Origin of the sequence: Paenibacillus marchantiae (assembly GCF_028771845.1) — a bacterium.
Classification (GTDB): Bacteria; Bacillota; Bacilli; order Paenibacillales; family Paenibacillaceae; genus Paenibacillus; species Paenibacillus marchantiae.
Map to the genome: position 1 here is coordinate 4,365,735 of NZ_CP118270.1, position 16,841 is coordinate 4,382,575.

The following is a 16,841-nucleotide window of genomic DNA, read 5'->3' on the forward strand; positions in this document are numbered from 1 at the left end:
CTGTATTGTTTGTATGTTTTTGTATTGCTTATATCTTTTTGTACCTGGTTCATTCGTTTTGTTACAATGATATCCCATTTTCGATAATGACGCGATTGAGCTTGGTATTCACCGGATTGGAAATCGTATCACCCACAGGACATTTACTTTCTAGAAATTGTACAAATGATTCAACTTTTTCTTCAGATGAGCTGGTTTTGATATAAAACGTGTATCGGATATCGGAATAACCGGGGCGTACATCAGATCGGTTAAAAAATCCGTCAAGATCCAGTTCACCTTCAACTTCAACTCTGAAATCATCAAGGACGACATCGAATTTGGATGCATAGATCCGGGCCACAATGGATTGACATGCGCCAAGGGAGGCAAGTAAAGCTTCTACAGGATTCATTCCTGTATCCGTACCACCGAGGTTTGTTGGCTCATCGATGATCAGTTCGAATTGTCTTGCTTTGGTGATTACTTTAACCCCATCTTGTAGGTGTGCAGTAGCTTTGAAAGTCTGAACATTAGCCATCCGATACCTCTCCTTTATAAAACATTGTATGTAACTTGGTTTAGTATGGATTATAGTTCCATGAATCACAAGTTGTCAATATAAGGATGGGAATAGAATTAGATATTCACTCTTTAAATTAAAAAATGGATAGCATAATGCTATCCATTTCCCTAACATTTCAACTTCTCAGCCGGTGTACTTATTCACTCATAACATGATCATATTTTTCCTTCAAACGTTTGATATCTGCTCTCGGCGGCGCGCCGAACATGCGGGAGTACTCCCGGCTGAATTGCGACGCACTCTCGTAACCAACCCGGAATGCTACATCCGCAGCATCAGCTGACTCAGCCATAAGGAGACGACGTGCTTCCTGAAGCCTCAGCTGCTTCTGAAACTGAAGTGGGCTCATGGCGGTAATTTCTTTGAAATGTCGATGGAACGAGGACACACTCATATTGGCTGTCTCCGCAAGATCTTCGATTCGAAAAGGCTGCTCCCAATGTCGAACAATATGCTCAATGGCTTCCCGAATCCGGTAGCTACTGCTGCCTTCCACTGCAATCTGGGCCAGTTCAGCTCCATAAGGTCCCTGCAAAAGCCGGTACAGGATCTCCCGCGTATAGAGTGGGGCAAGGAACGGGATTTCTCCTGGTGTATCCAGCAGCCGAACCAATCGAAGTACAGCATCTTGAATGGAGGGCTCCATCTGTCCAACAAATAGGGCGCGTCTGGCGTTTTCTTTAGACGTGACCTTAATATTACATTCATTCAGTACTTCAAGAATCTGGTTCTGTGTAAACTCAAGCTTCAGACTCAGGTAAGGCATATCAGTGGATGCTTTTATAATCTGACCAATCACTGGAAGGTTCATGGAAGCAATTAGATAATTGGATGGTCCGTATTCGAATCTTTCCTGTGCCAGCAAGATTTCTTTCAAGCCTTGAACGATCACACAAAAGGAAGGCTTGTAAACCCTGTAAGCAGGCTCACTTATGCTGGAATGCTGATAGACATACAGGGAAGGGATTACCGTTTCCTTAGAGCTGTTATGAATGGAATGGCGCTTGATTAGTTCGGTGAGTTCCTGTTTCTGCTGCACTGCGTTATCGGACATACATATCCTCCTTGCAAGTTGTTCTTGCTTAATTATAAGACTTAACGACCTTAGACAAAAGTGGGACTGAGAGGATCAGGCAATCAATTAAGACAAATGATATACCGCTTCGCTCCTTCAGTTCGGCATAATAATATTAGGCTCGCAGAATCAAGCAAGGGGACGCAAAAAGGCAATCAGCCAGCAAACCTGTAGTACTTCTACGAAAACAGAAAATTTATCCTGAACAAAAGGAGGTATGGGAATGAGTCATGTATTAGTTTTGGGTGCCAACGGTCAAATCGCCCGCGAAGCGATAGACTTGTTTCTCAAGGAAACCGATGTCAGGCTAACACTCTATTTGCGGAAATCCAGCAGGCTTGGAAATATCGATTCGAATCGTGCGCGTGTGATCGACGGTGACGTGATGGATCAAGTCAAATTGAAAGACGCCATGAATGGCGTGGACGTTGTCTATGTCAATCTTGCAGGTGATCTGGAACAGTACGCCAGAACCATCGTGGAAACGATGAAATCTGCAGGAGTGAAACGACTAATTTTTATCAGTTCTATGGGGATCTACGATGAATTGCCTGGACAGAAGTACAGCAGTATATTGGACCCTTATCGTAAAGCAGCTTCCATTGTTGAAGCTTCAGATCTAGATTATACAGTCTTACGGCCAGCGTGGTTTACCAGATCAAACGAGATTGATTATGAAATAACCCAGAAAGGCGAGCCTTTCAAAGGAAGCGAAGTATCCTGCAAAAGCGTGGCCGCTCTGGTGGTTAAGCTGGCAGAGTCACCAGAACTGGAAATACGACGCAGTCTTGGTGTGAGTAAACCCCATTAATTCAGTGTACTCCTAAATGGAGATAATAAATTCATGTACGTTAGTTCACATTCACATCATTTGAATGAAGAAAGGAAGTTTTATGATGCAAAAACGAACACTGGGAAATAGCGGATTGGAAGTTTCGGCAATTGGGCTTGGTTGTATGGGAATGAGTTACGGGTATGGTCCAGCTTCGGACAAAACGGAAATGATTGCGGTCATACGGGAAGCTGTTGAACGCGGTGTAACTTTCTTTGATACCGCCGAAGTCTATGGTCCATATATCAATGAAGAACTCGTTGGCGAAGCACTTTCCCCTGTACGTGATCAGGTTGTCATAGCGACAAAGTTCGGATTTGACATTCAAGGTGGCAAACAGAGCGGGATGAATAGCCGTCCTGAGCAGATCAGGAAAGTTGCTGAAGAGTCTCTTAAACGACTTAAGATCGAGGAAATTGATTTGTTTTACCAGCACCGTGTTGATCCGGATGTACCGATTGAAGAGGTTGCCGGAGCCGTGCAGGATCTGATTCGAGAAGGTAAAGTGAAGCATTGGGGGTTATCGGAAGCTGGCGTGAACACGATTCGACGTGCACATGCCGTTCAGCCGGTCGCTGCTGTTCAGAGCGAATATTCCTTATGGTGGAGACGTCCGGAAGAAGAACTGATTCCAGCGCTTGAGGAGCTCGGTATTGGGTTTGTCCCTTTTAGTCCTTTGGGTAAAGGATATCTCACGGGAAGTTTTAATGCAAAAACAACGTTTGATCAGGGGGATTTGCGTAATATTCTGCCACGCTTCACGCCCGAGGCGCTCGAGGCCAATCAAGTGCTGGTTGATCTGTTGAAAGAGAAGGCGGAGAAGATGCAAGCTACCCCTGCGCAAATCGCACTTGCTTGGTTGCTGGCCCAAAAACCATGGATTGTACCGATCCCGGGAACGCGCAAGTCAAGTCGTCTCAAAGAAAATATGGGTGCGGCGGACATTGAACTTACACCCGAAGATGTACAGAGCATTAATGAAGCAGCTTCAAAAATCACCCTGATGGGTTCTAGATATACGGAAGAATTGGAGAGAAGAACGGGTCTTTGATCCATTTTAGTATGCCAGAAAGATGGGTGGAAAGGTTGAGTAAACGCTTATCTAACCAAGTGAAACAAATTGTAATCGAGAGATTGGAGTCCCAGATCAAATGGGAAGAAAATCCGATTTTCAAAGAATTGTATCTCAGTTATTGGATAAAATTAACTTCATAAAGGAGTGTTTTAACATGGAATATGTAAAATTGGGTCGTACCGGACTGGACGTTTCGAGATTATGTCTTGGTTGCATGAGCTATGGAGTTCCTGAACGCGGAATCGCTCCATGGTCGTTGAATGAGGAAGAGAGTCGTCCTTTTATACAAAAAGCGCTGGACTTGGGTATTAACTTCTTTGATACAGCCAACGTCTATTCGGATGGTACAAGCGAAGAAATCGTGGGTCGTGCGTTGAAGGATTTTGCTCGTCGTGATGAGGTTGTTATTGCAACAAAGGTTTACTTCCGCATGAAGCCGGGGCCAAATGGTGCAGGTTTGTCGAGAAAAGCCATTATGAATGAGATTGATAACAGCTTGAAGCGCCTAGGCACCGATTATGTGGATCTGTATCAGATCCATCGATGGGACAGCAGTACTCCAATAGAAGAAACGATGGAGGCCCTTCATGATGTTGTTAAGGCGGGGAAAGTCCGTTATATAGGAGCTTCTTCAATGTACGCCTGGCAGTTTATGAAGGCTCAGCATACGGCGGAACGCAACGGCTGGACCCCATTTGTCTCCATGCAGAATCTATTGAATCTGATGTATCGGGAAGAAGAGCGGGAAATGCTGCCTCTCTGTCGTGAAGAGGGAGTGGGTGTAATTCCATGGAGTCCTCTTGCCAAAGGGCGTCTTACTCGGGATTGGGATGAGAAAACAGCCCGTTCATCGAACGACGAAGCAGGAGACCGACTTGCTGCGGGAATGGTTGATGCCGATCGTAAAATAGTGGAGACTGTCGCTGATATTGCGAACAAACGAGGTGTTTCCAGAGCAACCGTTGCACTGGCATGGTTATTGCAAAAAGAAGGTGTCACCGCACCAATTGTGGGTGCAACGAAAGAACATCATCTGGAGGATGCCGTAGCAGCCTTGTCCGTAAAGCTAGATGCGCAGGAGATTGCAAGCTTGGAGGAATACTACGTACCACACAAAATATATGGCATGTAAGTTCCCTCTAGCCCAGTAGCGAAAAAGGGTTGCCAATCAAAAAGAATTGTGTATAATTGGAGTCACATCAAAATACTCAAATGTTTTCTAGGGTTCCGCGACAGTTATGTCGGTCTGGTCCGAGAGAAAACTCACAACCTATTGGTTGTGTCACGGAGGGACAAAAGCCTGGGAGATGAACTGCTTAATGCAGTTTGTTTCCCGGGCTTTTTTATTTTGGCTTCATGTAACTAATAATACACGTAGCAAAATTTGATAAGGAGTGTGACAGAAATGAACAAAACATGGTTGTCCGTCGTTATTGCAGCTTTATTTGAGGTCGGTTGGGTCATTGGATTGAAACATGCCAGTGGTTTTCTGGAGTGGGGGGCTACACTGATCGCGATTATTGTCAGTTTCACCTTGATGATTGCGGCTTCCCGCTCACTTGATGTAGGGACTGTATATGCGGTATTCGTTGGACTGGGTACAGCAGGGACTGTACTGGCAGAGATTATATTGTTTGATGCGGCGATTCAATCCGGGAAAATGCTGCTCATTGGGGTTCTTTTACTGGGCGTAATCGGTCTTAAAATGCTTAGCAAAGGAAAAACAAAGGAGGTACATGAATCATGAATTGGGTATTTCTTATTTTGGCAGGTGTCTTTGAAATGATTGGGGTTTTGATGATTAATAAATTGCACAAAGATCGTAACCTGATGTCAATCATACTGTTGGTTGCAGGTTTTGGACTAAGCTTTCTGTTCCTATCGCTGGCGATGAAGACTCTTCCGATGGGAACGGCATACGCTGTATGGACGGGAATCGGAGCTTCCGGGGGAGCTATTCTCGGCATGATATTTTATGGAGAACCTCGAAATGCGTTAAGAATTCTGTTTATTGCCATGGTGCTTGGATCAGCAGTAGGGTTGAAACTGGTAAGTTAATCGATTGATGTTTCATCGTTTGTTCAGAGCTAATGTATGTTCAGCCAAAATGGTATTTAGGGCGGGATTTTCAAAATATTAATATACAGAAGTGCTTTTTAATGTTATCCTTATGTGTTACGTTTTGAAATGAGATATACGTCAAATGAATATTTGTTGCGTAAATTAAGGAGACCTAATGACATTTAAAGACTTGAATATTATACCCGCAATTTTGGAAGGCTTAAGCAAAGCAAACTATACTGCCCCTACACCTATACAGGAACAGGCGATTCCGGCCGTATTGGCAGGCAGAGATTTACTTGGCTGTGCGCAAACAGGTACAGGCAAGACGGCAGCATTTTCTGTGCCTATCATTCAGTTATTAAGCGAAAAGTCGAACGGCCCCAAAGCCGCACGCCATATTCGCTCATTGATTTTAACACCAACAAGAGAACTTGCGATTCAGATTTCAGATAATATTAAGGCATATAGCCGTTTTACCGATATTCGTTGTGCCGCAATCGTGGGAGGCGTTTCACAAAAAGTCCAGGAGCGTGCGCTCAATCAAGGTGCAGATATTATTATTGCAACGCCTGGTAGACTGATTGACTTGGTCAATCAAAAGCGTATTGATCTGAAACATGTGCAAATACTGGTTCTTGATGAAGCAGACCGCATGTTGGATATGGGCTTCATTCATGATGTGAAGCGAATCATTGCGAAGATGCCGAGCAAGAAACAGACGTTATTCTTCTCAGCTACAATGCCTCCGGAAATTACAAAAATGGTAAAAACACTGCTCGTTGATCCGGTAAAAGTAGAAATTACACCCGTCTCCTCCACTGTGGATCGAATTGAACAGTCTGTGTATTTATTAGAAAATGGCAAAAAACAGAGTCTGTTGAATCATATCTTGCAGGATAAATCTATTGTTTCGGCATTGGTATTCACTCGTACAAAGCGTGGAGCTGACCGTGTAACTCGCGATTTGTCCAAAGTGAATATTACGGCTCAGGCCATTCATGGCAACAAATCTCAAAATGAGCGTCAAAGAGCCTTGAATAATTTCAAAAGTGGAGTTACACGAGTACTGGTGGCGACGGATATAGCGGCAAGGGGCATTGATGTTGAAGAGCTGTCACATGTAATCAACTTCAACCTTCCTAATATTCCGGAAACGTATGTCCACCGAATTGGCCGTACAGGTAGAGCAGGGCATAGCGGAATGGCGATTTCCTTTTGTGAAAAGGAAGAGCTTCCGTTCCTGAAGGATATCGAGAAAGTAATCAAGAAGACCATTCCTGAAGTGAAAAATCATCCTTATCCGATGACAAGTGTGCCTGCTTTTGTAAAATCGAATCAAACATCGAAGTCTGCATCTCATAAATCTGCAGCCGATAAACCCGCGAAGTCAAAAGCGAATCCGGCTCGCAAACCTAAATCCGAGTGGTTTAAGAAGAGCGGTAAAGCTAATCACAGTAAGCCAAACGGTAGTAAGCCAAATAGCGGTAAACCAAACCACAATAGCACAAGTCACAGTAAACCAAAGAGCAGCAAAGTGAATAAAGCTCTCTAAAATAACGAGCAAATGCCTTCTCCATTTCGTGGAGGAGGTTTTTTTTATGAACACAAAATCGATACGATATTGATAATCATTTTCAATAAGAATAGAATAATAGAGAGGAACTTAAAAAATGTCCCAAGGCCATTGTATCCAAGCAGTGACTTGAGGCAATCAGGAGGCGTAATTCATGTTCATTCAAACTCGCGTTATGGTAGTCGAAAAAGGCCATAGTCATAAACTGGTGGAACGTTTCAGTGCCCCTAGCCCTGTAGAGGAAATGCCGGGACTGATTGATTTCAGTGTAATGGTTAACAAAAAGAGTAAAGAACACGAAGAAGTGATGGTGCTGATTCGTTGGGAGTCGGAAGAAGACTGGAAGAATTGGGAGAAAAGCGATGTGCATATTAAAGGTCATAAGGAGAAAAGAGGACAGGAGAAACCCGAGTATCTGATTAGCACTACGGTAAATATGTACGAAGTACAGAAAGTGAAGACAGCTAGAGTATCGAATGCATAGTTCGAATGATGAAAAACCGATTTCATGAATTATTTCATGGAGTCGGTTTTTTTTGTTGTATGTCCATATAAGTTGCGTAGCGATCAAGGAAGCTGTCTGAGAAGATGATGCCTGTGATACAGGAAGAATAGTTGAAAATGAAATGCTTGATATTTACATGCAAACGTACATTCGGTATCATTAGATTGGGTAGGGAAAGTTGTTGTCTTCTGCGCAAAGGAGAGATACTGAATTGAAGAATAAGATTATAGAGTACTGTTTGAAGAAAAAAGGTGCAACAAAGGATTATCCCTTCGGAGCCGATCCTGTTGCTATGAAAATTGCAGGGAAAATGTTTGCGCTTATTTTTGAGGACAAGGCGGAAAACGTTCGCTTGAACTTAAAATGTGATCCGATCATTGCCGAAAACCTGAGAGAGCAGCATGAAGCTGTTCAACCGGGGTATCATATGAACAAAAAGCATTGGAATACCATTATTCTAGATGGCTCCTTGTCGGAGCAGGATATCTTTGTCATGATTGATCATTCGTACGATTTGGTTGTCAAAACGCTGTCCAAGAGTCTTTTGGAATCCACATATCTTAATTAGACCACATGCAATAACAATTTAGACAGCAGGTGGTCGGCGCCAATTGCAGAAAAATCAGCTTTTTTTCAAAAGTAATAGCGGTAGTCCCAGGGTGTTAACTTCGTATCCTGAGACTACCGCTATTTTAGTTACGTGCACATTGCAAGTTATCCCAAATTCATTTTGATTAATTCTCCTAATTGCTCAGACATGACTTCGGGTGGATAGGGCATTTCGTTCTTGATCCACCACTCAACGACCCCCACATAAGACATGACCACATATTGGAGAATGATATCCTCACTTAATCCGGATTTTCTGGCCTGAGATAAGTGTACTTCCTCCTTAAAATCCTCATTAAGAAATTCAACCAAGCGGTTGCGGAATTGTCCCGCTCCCTTACTGGCCATCATCGTCGAGAAGAACAAGTAATTCTGTTCCAAATAGGTAAACCAGGGAACGATGGATTCTTTCCATTCCAAGTCGGAAACCGAATGACAAATTTCACTTAATTCTTGGATATGCCCGTCAATGAGCTTGTCCAACAGATCATACTTATCGACGTAGTGCAGATAAATGGTGCCTCTGCTAACGTCCGCTCTATCGGAAATATCCTGTAGAGTAATATCATCGAAATTTTTTTCTGACATCAATTCAATCACTGCTGCTTTGATGGCTTCTTGTGATTTTCGAATTCTTCGATCCACTTTGGTCATGTGATTCTCACCAAACTTTCTAAAGATAATAAACAAATTTATGTTTAATGTTCACTAATTAACGAAACGCGTTCAATTAACAATGGTAAGCTTTCTTATTCTGTCTATAATTATTAACAGATGTTCATTAATATATCAATATTTGTTTTTATACAAAAACAGGTCAAAACATAGATTTCATAACTAGAGTGGGGGATGAATGATGCAACGTTTATGGACAAAGTCATTTATTCTAATGACGCTGGGTTTGCTTTTTTTATTTACTGCATTTTATATGCTGTATCCCACACTGCCACTTTTCATTAAAGAGATGGGTGGCAATGAAAAACAGCTGGGCTTGGCTATGGGAGCTTTAATGTTATCTTCCGTCATCCTTCGTCCTTTTGTTGGTGGACTACTGGATCGATTCGGCAGACGTCCGTTTATGATCGGAGGGTTGATTTTATTTATATTGGCGATGTACATGTACAACTGGGTTGGTGGAATTATCATGCTGATTGGACTTCGTATCGTGCATGGAATGAGCTGGGCTGTATCCACAACTTCCATGATGACAGCTGTGACTGACATGATTCCATCGGCTCGGCGCGGGGAAGGTATGGGGTGGTTTAGCACCTCCATGACGCTGGCAATGGCGGTTGGCCCCATGATTGGTCTGGGGATTATGCAAGGCACATCATATCAGACGATGTTTCTCTTTGCTGTTGGTTTGTCCGTCGTGGCCCTGCTTTTGACGCTAGGAGCCAAAATGCCATTTCAACCACATACGGACAGAAAGAAAATCCAAATCTTCGAAAAATCAGTCCTGCCTGTGATGGCGCCAATCTTTTTTCTTTTCATTGCATATGGTGGAATTACTACATTTGTACCCTTGTTTGCGGAGCAGATCAAAGTCAATTCTGGCACATTCTTTCTGGTCTATGCCGCGACACTTGCACTATCCCGGCCCATTGCGGGGAAGCTGTCCGATAAGAAAGGAGAGACAGCAGTCATTCTCCCGGCCCTTATCATTACGATCATTGCTTTGATTGTGCTTAGCTTTGCAACCAGTTTACTTGGCGTGCTCGCTTCAGCAGTTCTGTACGGGATCGGCTTTGGTTCCGCTCAGCCAGCTCTTCAGGCCATTACGCTCCGCCTTGCCCCCGAGGATCGGAAAGGGGCAGCCAATGCTTTCTTTTCAACGGCGACTGATCTCGGTATCGGACTGGGTGCGATGGTCTTGGGTCTGGTCTCTGAATACATGAGCTATCACATATTGTTTATGGTTAGTGCCTTGTCGGTCCTGGTTTCTTTTCTGCTTTTCATGATCTACGTAAGACGGTTGTTGAAAATCAAACAGACACTGCCTGCCAAAACGAGTGATTCCGTTTCATTGTAGTTGAATGGTAGTGTGTTAAATCAAATTTGTAGTATAATTTGTGCAGTTAAGAGCAGCAATTATTTCAGGATGCGGAGGCTTACTGCATGTTCATTAGAGAGATAGAAGAAAGAGATAATCAAGAAGTAGAGTCTCTGATTCGAAGTTGTTTGATCGAATTCGGGGCCAATAAATCTGGGACAGCGTGGGCTGATCCGAATCTGGGCGATTTTTATCATCTTTATCAACGCGAGGGCTCCAGGTATTGGGTGGTTGAGCATAACTCAACCGTTGTAGCTGGCTGCGGTATCGGACCCGTGGAGGGATTTTCACATATTTGTGAGTTGCAGAAGATGTATGCCTTAAAAGAAGCACGAGGCACCGGAATCTCATATGAATTGCTTCAGATTTCCCTTGATTTTGCCAAAGAACACTATGAACAATGTTATCTTGAGACGCTTAACAATATGGTTGCGGCCAACAAGTTCTATATCAAGAACGGTTTTATTCCTTTAGAAGAACCGTTAAATGCAACGGAGCATTTTGCTTGTGATGCATGGTATATCAAAACATTATAAATTCCACAACTCATGCCAAAGAGCCTAGTTCAAGCGGCAGATTGCCGACGATGAATTAGGCTTTTTGAGCATTTTATATACCCATTTACGTTAAAGAAACGTCAAACAGAGCTGCTCTACAATGCGGTCAGGAGAGTTGCCGCGTACGTTTTTTTGAAACAGATACGAATCATTACTCATGGCAGTCAGAAGCATGTCCGTTTTGAACAAGCTGATGGCCTGCGATTCGTCGCTCTCTGTTGCCATCTCTTCGAATAATCCAAATAGCTGTTGATGCAATTGGTCATAAAGAGGACTTGAGGTTCTGGACTCTGATCCTTGATATACTGCATTCTCGATGCCCGAGAGCAGCTCCGCATTTTTCTCTCTAAACTGGATAAACAACGTCAGCAGACCCCGCAATCGCTCAGTTGGTGGATACTGTGCGTTTTCCTGCAAATATATCTCCACATCATCGAAGAACAGCGCTGCGTTATCTTTGATCAAGTCCATACATAACTCACTTTTATTGCGGTATCGGCGGTATAAGGTACCCGCTCCAATCTGCGCTTCGGAAGCGATCTGATTCATGCTGACCCGCTCCACGCCGTGCAGCTCGAATAATGTGCTAGCCACATCCAAGATACGTTGGCGATTCTCGGCAGCATCCCGTCGCTCCGAACGAGAGGTTGTATTGGTTTTATCCACTGTCTGTCACTTCCTATCCTTCAACGTCCAAAATTTGACAAGGGGAGAACCCTCCGTTTAATATCAAGAAGAGGTTAAGCGGAGAGTTCTCCTTTTAATCTTAATCAAAACGAGAGGAATGTGCAACCCATGGAGAGTCATCATAACCAAGCTGCACTTCTGGTCATGGATATGCAGAACATCATTGTATCGCAATATGCGAAGCACGAGGATGCACTGTTCCCTTTTCAGAAAGCGATAGAAGCAGCTCGCAGACATAACGTACCTGTGATTTTTGTGAAGGTTGGTCATCGCCAGGATTCCCCTCCAATCAGTGAGCGCAACAAATTGTTTGGAAAAAAGTCGAGCCGTGGTGGAGAGAACGCAGCCAATCCGGCGATGAAAATGGCAATGGACATTCACGAATCGGTACAGCCGCTTCCAGGAGAGCACATTGTGGACAAGTTCCGCGTCAGTGGATTCTCAGGAAGCAACCTGGAAAACCTTCTTCAATCCCATGGCATTAATACACTTATTCTTAGCGGTATCGCAACAAGTGGAGTAGTGCTGTCTACCTTGTGTGAGGCGGCGGATAAGGATTACGCGCTGACTGTACTTTCTGATGCTTGTCTGGATAGGGACCCTGAAGTTCATCGAGTTCTCGTAGAGAGCGTATTCCCCAAACAAGCTGATGTGCTGACAGTAGATGATTGGATAAATTCATTAATGTAAACCAATAAAATGGTCGAAGCGAAGGGATGGTAATTATGAGTGAGTTAGATCTTAATGTTTCACAAAAAGCAGCACTGAGCCTGTTTAGTGGGGAAAGTGGTGAAAATCCGTTTTCACTGATCAAGCAATTGCGTGAAACAGGTCCTGTTATTCCAGTATCCTTGCCAATGGGTGGTACAGATCGCGGGCAATGGTTGGTCACACGAATGGAAGAAGCGTCACAGGTACTCAAAGATCATGCCCACTTCACGGTAGACCCACTCTCCATCGACGGCAATGAGAATATTCTGAAAGCCTATGTGGAAAACGTAGATCCAGATGCTCCTCCAACGTTCTTTACCGGAAAATCAATGCTCTCTGTAGATGATCCTGATCATCGGAGATTACGTCGACTGGTCTCCAAAGCCTTTACCCCCAAATATATGGAAAGTCTTCGTCCACGTGTGCAGCAGATCGCTGATGAGTTACTGGATCAGGTTCAATCCCAGGGTGAGATGGACTTGGTCAAGGACTACGCCTTTCCCTTACCGATTCATGTGATATCCGATATGCTGGGAGTACCTAAAGCAGATCGCCCGCAGATCCAGACCTGGTCCTCCGCGATTGCACACGGTCTGGGCCTCGGAGTGCGTGAACCAGGAGTGGAGGAACACCTCAAAGCCTTCGGTGACTATACCGCACAACTGGTAGCTGAGAAACGCAAACATCCTGCGGATGATTTGATCAGTCAATTGATTGCTATAGAAGAAGAGGGCGATCGACTAAGTGAACCAGAACTGCTATCCATGATTACGTTATTGATCTTTGCTGGCCATGAGACGACATCCAATCTGATTGCTACGGGTGCAATGATGTTATTGGATCATCCTGAACAATTGGAGAAGCTTAAGGCTGATCTTAGTCTGGCACCTTCTGCTGTTGAAGAATTGCTGCGTTTTAACGGGCCTGCAACCATTGCTGGACCTCGTTTTGCGACTCAGGATATAGAGCTGGCAGGGCAACAGATCAAAAAGGGAGATATGGTCATCCCCGTGCTGAAATCAGCCAATCGGGATGAACTTCAATTTGAACAGCCAGAGGATCTGGATGTTACACGTCATATTAATCGTCATCTGGCTTTTGGTCATGGCATTCATTCCTGCTTGGGAGCTCCACTTGCTCGTGTGGAGGGAGATATCGCCTTTACAACATTGTTAAGACGCATGCCTAATCTGCGACTTAATATTCCTCGGGAAAACATTGAGTGGCATTTGGCGCTAAGTTCGCAGAGCCTGGCTGCCTTACCTGTCGCATTTTAGCAGCAAGAGTTAGAGCTAGCTTCTATCGGCAAGAAAAAAATATATACCCAAAAAATCCGCCATGTTTGGCGGATTTCTTGGGTTAGGCTATAAGTTTTATGACGATAGGCAACACTCCAGGAATAAAGCTGTTTGATATTATGCTAGATCGATTACCACTTTAACGGTTTCTTTGGCTTCAATGGCCGTAGTAAAGGCTTCCTGAATATCATCCAGCTTATATACATGAGTGACCAGTGTGGACAGTTCTTCTTGGAAGCTGGTCAGATACTCCACCACCTTGCTAAAATCCTCGTGGGTGTAGCCACTGGAGCCTTTGATCTGAACTTCTTTGGACATGACCTGATGTAAACTGATCGGTACTTCGGATTTATACACGGCAATAATCGATATTTTGGCTTTAGGTTTGACGATCTTCATCATGTTCTCAAACAAAGCCGGAGCGCCTGCCGCATCAATAAATACATCGACATCCGGGACGTCAACACCGTAAACATTCACAGAACCGTAATGTCCAATCAACCCTTCTTCAAGTGCAGTTTCACCTGTATTCACGGTTAGAGCCCCAAGTCCGGCAGCTTTAGCCAAGCGCCATTCGTCCATATCAACTACGCAGACATGTTTCATACCTTCAGCAATCAAACTGGCAGCGGCCAGCAAGCCGATCGGACCTGCACCCATCACGACAATGTGGTCTTCGGGCTCAGGGCTGGTACTGAAAGCGCCGTGTCGCCCAACACTCATTGGTTCAATCAGTGAAGCGACTTCTGCGGGTACCGTTTTACCCATTTTGTACAGGTTATAATCAAGCTCGGCGTCTTCTATTAATACATACTGGGAAAATCCGGAGCATTCCAGGGATTTGCGTCTTCCTGCTTTTTTGGCAGTGATGGGATTGATCCCGACGCGCATTCCGATTTCTATCATTGGAGAAACTTCTGAGCCAATTTCGACAATATCACCAACCATTTCATGTCCAAATTCTGAACCAAGGCTGATGCCCATGTCACCTTTGCCAGCCTTTACAATATTAATATCAGTGCCGCAGATGCCGGCCCGCACATTTCTGACCAGAACATCTCGGGGACCTACGACCGGGATTGATCTTTCTTCAACACGAATATCATTTTTACCATAATAGATGGCTGCTTTCATCATGACTTCACTCCTTATGACTGATTATCGTCCATTTGCTGATGCTGCCTATGAACGATTCGATAGGACAATCATGAAGTACGGATGTTTCCAAGTTGTTAGCAAGATGTTTGAGAGATATGAATTAAAATGATGAATTGAAAATAATAGAGCGGTGTGCACCGCCATAAACAATTTGTTAACAACTTTTTATTATAATGACCCCATTCAGTCAGCTGGAAAGGATGTTTTTTATATGATCCATATACTTGTTGTGGAAGACGATACCAAACTCAATCGAATTATTTGCACCTATCTATCGAATAATGGGTACGAGGCCAAAGGCTGCTTTAATCCACGTGAGGCATATGATTTGATGTATAACCAGATGTACGATCTTCTCATTTCCGATGTGATGATGCCAGAGATTGATGGCTTTGAATTTGCGGAGACCGTAAGAGGCATCAATAAGAACATTCCCATTCTTTTTATTACCGCCCGTGATGATATTTCCTCCAAACAAAGAGGTTTCCTTGCAGGCATCGACGATTACATGGTCAAACCGGTGGATCTGGACGAATTGGTTCTGCGTGTGGGTGCTCTCCTGCGGCGGGCCAATATCGCACATGAGAAGAAATTGATTGTAGGCAGTCTGCTGATGGACGCTAATGATATGACGACCACGGTGGATGGCAAAGAAATTCCTGTGACAGTCCGGGAATTCAACATTCTATATAAATTGTTATCTTATCCGAAACATACCTTCTCACGAGCTCAGCTTATGGATGAGTTCTGGGGTATCGAAAGTCAGACGAGCCTGCGTGCCGTGGACGTATATATTGTCAAACTTCGCGACAAGTTCTCCAGTTGTGAAGATTTCAAGATCATGACGGTACATGGTCTGGGTTATAAGGCCGTACTGCAATGAACAAGAAGCAGAAACCTGATGCACGAATCAAGTCCCATCTTTTTTCATGGAAAGAGTTCCTATTTACCTACCTTTTGCTGTCGATCCTGACGGCGGGTCAAGCGCTAATCTATGATGCGTATTTACCGGTGGAAGTTGTGCCGTGGCAATACATTTTCGGAATCTCGGGATATTGGAGCATTGTGAGTCTCATTTTTTGCCTGGTTACCGCACGACAAAGGTACAAAACGTTTGATAAGCCTATGCGAAAACTCAGTGAGGCTGCAAAGCAGGTGGCAGAAGGCGACTTCTCAGTATATCTCGAACCGATTCATAGAGCGGACAAGCTGAACTATGTGGATGTCATGTTTGAGGACTTTAACAAGATGGTGGAGGAATTGAACAGCATTGAGACGTTGAAAAACGACTTTATATCGAATGTATCCCATGAAATCAAGACACCGTTGTCGGTCATTCATGGCTACGCCACGGCCCTGCAGCAGGATGATTTGGAACCCGATCTTCGAAAGGAATATACGGATACTATTATTTCCTCTACCAATAAGCTGGCGACGCTCGTCGTCAACATCCTCAAGCTGAACAAGCTGGAGAACCAGGAGATTCTGCCTGCTGCCGAGCCGTATGATGTATGTAGGCAGCTAGTAGATTGCGCAATATATTTTGAAAATGCATGGGAAGAAAAAAATATTGAATTTGTGGTCGATATTGAGGATCGTGCGATGATTCATGCTGAAGAGAGTATGCTGGAAATCGTATGGCATAACCTGATTTCCAATGCGCTTAAATTTACACCCTCCGGTGGAACAATTACCTTGAAGCAGAGTTCGGATGAAGATACGATCACGGTTATGGTATCCGATACAGGCTGCGGGATGGATGAGGAAACGATGAGGCATATCTTTGATAAATTCTATCAGGGCGATGCTTCCCATCATGCGGAGGGGAACGGCTTGGGGCTTGCTCTTTCGCTCCGCGTTATTGAGCTGGTAGGAGGCGTTATATCCGTCAAAAGTGAACCTCACAAAGGCACGACATTTACAGTCCAATTACAAGTTAAACGTTGATATGCAATGCAGAAGGGCAGCCTGAATTCGATACAATCCGAATTCAGGCTGCCCTTATTAATATTTCGTTAACATTTCATAAGCAACTTATAAACAACTTACCGCTACGATAGGAACATCCAATACAGGATG

19 protein-coding genes and 1 riboswitch are annotated in these 16,841 nt (G+C 44.1%); of the genes, 14 read left to right on the forward strand and 5 right to left on the reverse strand.

Going from position 1 to position 16,841, the window contains the following annotated elements:
• Positions 1–61: 61 nt before the first annotated feature.
• Complete coding sequence (locus PTQ21_RS19895) at positions 62–520, reverse strand: OsmC family protein (protein WP_274566850.1); 459 nt, start codon at positions 518–520, stop codon at positions 62–64.
• A 181-nt stretch (positions 521–701) separates the two neighbouring features.
• A complete protein-coding gene (locus tag PTQ21_RS19900) occupies positions 702–1,619 on the reverse strand; it encodes an AraC family transcriptional regulator (protein WP_063565135.1) in 918 nt (305 codons plus the stop codon).
• A gap of 244 nt (positions 1,620–1,863) precedes the next feature.
• Here PTQ21_RS19900 and PTQ21_RS19905 point away from each other — a divergent pair, with 244 nt between their 5' ends.
• The 8 genes from PTQ21_RS19905 to PTQ21_RS19940 all read left to right on the forward strand — a co-directional run bounded on the left by PTQ21_RS19905 (position 1,864) and on the right by PTQ21_RS19940 (position 8,257).
• Complete coding sequence (locus tag PTQ21_RS19905; RefSeq protein ID WP_274566851.1) at positions 1,864–2,451, forward strand: NAD(P)H-binding protein; 588 nt, start codon at positions 1,864–1,866, stop codon at positions 2,449–2,451.
• A gap of 85 nt (positions 2,452–2,536) precedes the next feature.
• Complete coding sequence (locus tag PTQ21_RS19910; RefSeq protein WP_274570533.1) at positions 2,537–3,523, forward strand: aldo/keto reductase; 987 nt, start codon at positions 2,537–2,539, stop codon at positions 3,521–3,523.
• Between the two features lie 178 nt (positions 3,524–3,701).
• Positions 3,702–4,679 (forward strand): aldo/keto reductase, encoded by a 978-nt coding sequence (locus PTQ21_RS19915; RefSeq protein WP_090806169.1) that lies wholly within the window; start codon positions 3,702–3,704, stop codon positions 4,677–4,679.
• Positions 4,680–4,755: 76 nt separating this feature from the next.
• Positions 4,756–4,856: riboswitch (guanidine-I (ykkC/yxkD leader) on the forward strand.
• A gap of 96 nt (positions 4,857–4,952) precedes the next feature.
• Positions 4,953–5,294 (forward strand): DMT family transporter, encoded by a 342-nt coding sequence (locus tag PTQ21_RS19920; RefSeq protein WP_063565132.1) that lies wholly within the window; start codon positions 4,953–4,955, stop codon positions 5,292–5,294.
• The gene (locus PTQ21_RS19925) at positions 5,291–5,605 is read left to right on the forward strand and encodes a DMT family transporter (RefSeq protein WP_064638568.1); all 315 of its coding nucleotides are present in this window, start codon (positions 5,291–5,293) and stop codon (positions 5,603–5,605) included. Before PTQ21_RS19920 ends, PTQ21_RS19925 begins: the two co-directional genes overlap by 4 nt.
• 178 nt (positions 5,606–5,783) lie before the next feature.
• Positions 5,784–7,163, forward strand: a complete 1,380-nt coding sequence (locus PTQ21_RS19930; RefSeq protein ID WP_274566852.1) for a DEAD/DEAH box helicase — start codon at positions 5,784–5,786, stop codon at positions 7,161–7,163.
• Between the two features lie 175 nt (positions 7,164–7,338).
• The gene (locus PTQ21_RS19935; protein WP_063565129.1) at positions 7,339–7,668 is read left to right on the forward strand and encodes an antibiotic biosynthesis monooxygenase; all 330 of its coding nucleotides are present in this window, start codon (positions 7,339–7,341) and stop codon (positions 7,666–7,668) included.
• A 232-nt stretch (positions 7,669–7,900) separates the two neighbouring features.
• Positions 7,901–8,257: an MmcQ/YjbR family DNA-binding protein gene (locus tag PTQ21_RS19940; protein ID WP_274566853.1), complete on the forward strand. Its 357-nt coding sequence runs from the start codon at positions 7,901–7,903 to the stop codon at positions 8,255–8,257.
• A gap of 146 nt (positions 8,258–8,403) precedes the next feature.
• Here the strand turns inward: PTQ21_RS19940 and PTQ21_RS19945 are convergent, their stop codons facing one another.
• Entirely contained in the window at positions 8,404–8,952 is a 549-nt protein-coding gene (locus PTQ21_RS19945; RefSeq protein WP_274566854.1) for a TetR/AcrR family transcriptional regulator, read from the reverse strand.
• Between the two features lie 202 nt (positions 8,953–9,154).
• Between PTQ21_RS19945 and PTQ21_RS19950 the strand changes: the two genes are divergently transcribed.
• The gene (locus tag PTQ21_RS19950) at positions 9,155–10,330 is read left to right on the forward strand and encodes an MFS transporter (RefSeq protein ID WP_274570534.1); all 1,176 of its coding nucleotides are present in this window, start codon (positions 9,155–9,157) and stop codon (positions 10,328–10,330) included.
• A gap of 86 nt (positions 10,331–10,416) precedes the next feature.
• Positions 10,417–10,887: a GNAT family N-acetyltransferase gene (locus PTQ21_RS19955; RefSeq protein WP_072732766.1), complete on the forward strand. Its 471-nt coding sequence runs from the start codon at positions 10,417–10,419 to the stop codon at positions 10,885–10,887.
• A gap of 90 nt (positions 10,888–10,977) precedes the next feature.
• Here PTQ21_RS19955 and PTQ21_RS19960 read toward each other — a convergent pair whose 3' ends face one another.
• Positions 10,978–11,574, reverse strand: coding sequence for a TetR/AcrR family transcriptional regulator (locus PTQ21_RS19960; protein WP_064638562.1), 597 nt, complete (start codon positions 11,572–11,574; stop codon positions 10,978–10,980).
• Between the two features lie 129 nt (positions 11,575–11,703).
• Between PTQ21_RS19960 and PTQ21_RS19965 the strand changes: the two genes are divergently transcribed.
• Both PTQ21_RS19965 and PTQ21_RS19970 read left to right on the forward strand, forming a co-directional pair.
• The gene (locus tag PTQ21_RS19965; RefSeq protein WP_064638560.1) at positions 11,704–12,285 is read left to right on the forward strand and encodes a cysteine hydrolase family protein; all 582 of its coding nucleotides are present in this window, start codon (positions 11,704–11,706) and stop codon (positions 12,283–12,285) included.
• 35 nt (positions 12,286–12,320) lie between these two features.
• Entirely contained in the window at positions 12,321–13,583 is a 1,263-nt protein-coding gene (locus PTQ21_RS19970; RefSeq protein WP_274566855.1) for a cytochrome P450 family protein, read from the forward strand.
• A gap of 138 nt (positions 13,584–13,721) precedes the next feature.
• On the opposite strand, the gene PTQ21_RS19975 is transcribed toward PTQ21_RS19970, so the two are convergent.
• Complete coding sequence (locus PTQ21_RS19975) at positions 13,722–14,741, reverse strand: zinc-dependent alcohol dehydrogenase (RefSeq protein WP_244552067.1); 1,020 nt, start codon at positions 14,739–14,741, stop codon at positions 13,722–13,724.
• Positions 14,742–14,973: 232 nt separating this feature from the next.
• Here PTQ21_RS19975 and PTQ21_RS19980 point away from each other — a divergent pair, with 232 nt between their 5' ends.
• Both PTQ21_RS19980 and PTQ21_RS19985 read left to right on the forward strand, forming a co-directional pair.
• Complete coding sequence (locus PTQ21_RS19980; RefSeq protein WP_072732770.1) at positions 14,974–15,645, forward strand: response regulator transcription factor; 672 nt, start codon at positions 14,974–14,976, stop codon at positions 15,643–15,645.
• Positions 15,642–16,709 carry a HAMP domain-containing sensor histidine kinase gene (locus tag PTQ21_RS19985; RefSeq protein ID WP_072732771.1) on the forward strand — a complete coding sequence of 356 codons (1,068 nt, stop codon included), beginning with the start codon at positions 15,642–15,644 and terminating at the stop codon, positions 16,707–16,709. The genes PTQ21_RS19980 and PTQ21_RS19985 overlap by 4 nt, the downstream gene beginning before the upstream one ends.
• Positions 16,710–16,841: the final 132 nt, after the last annotated feature.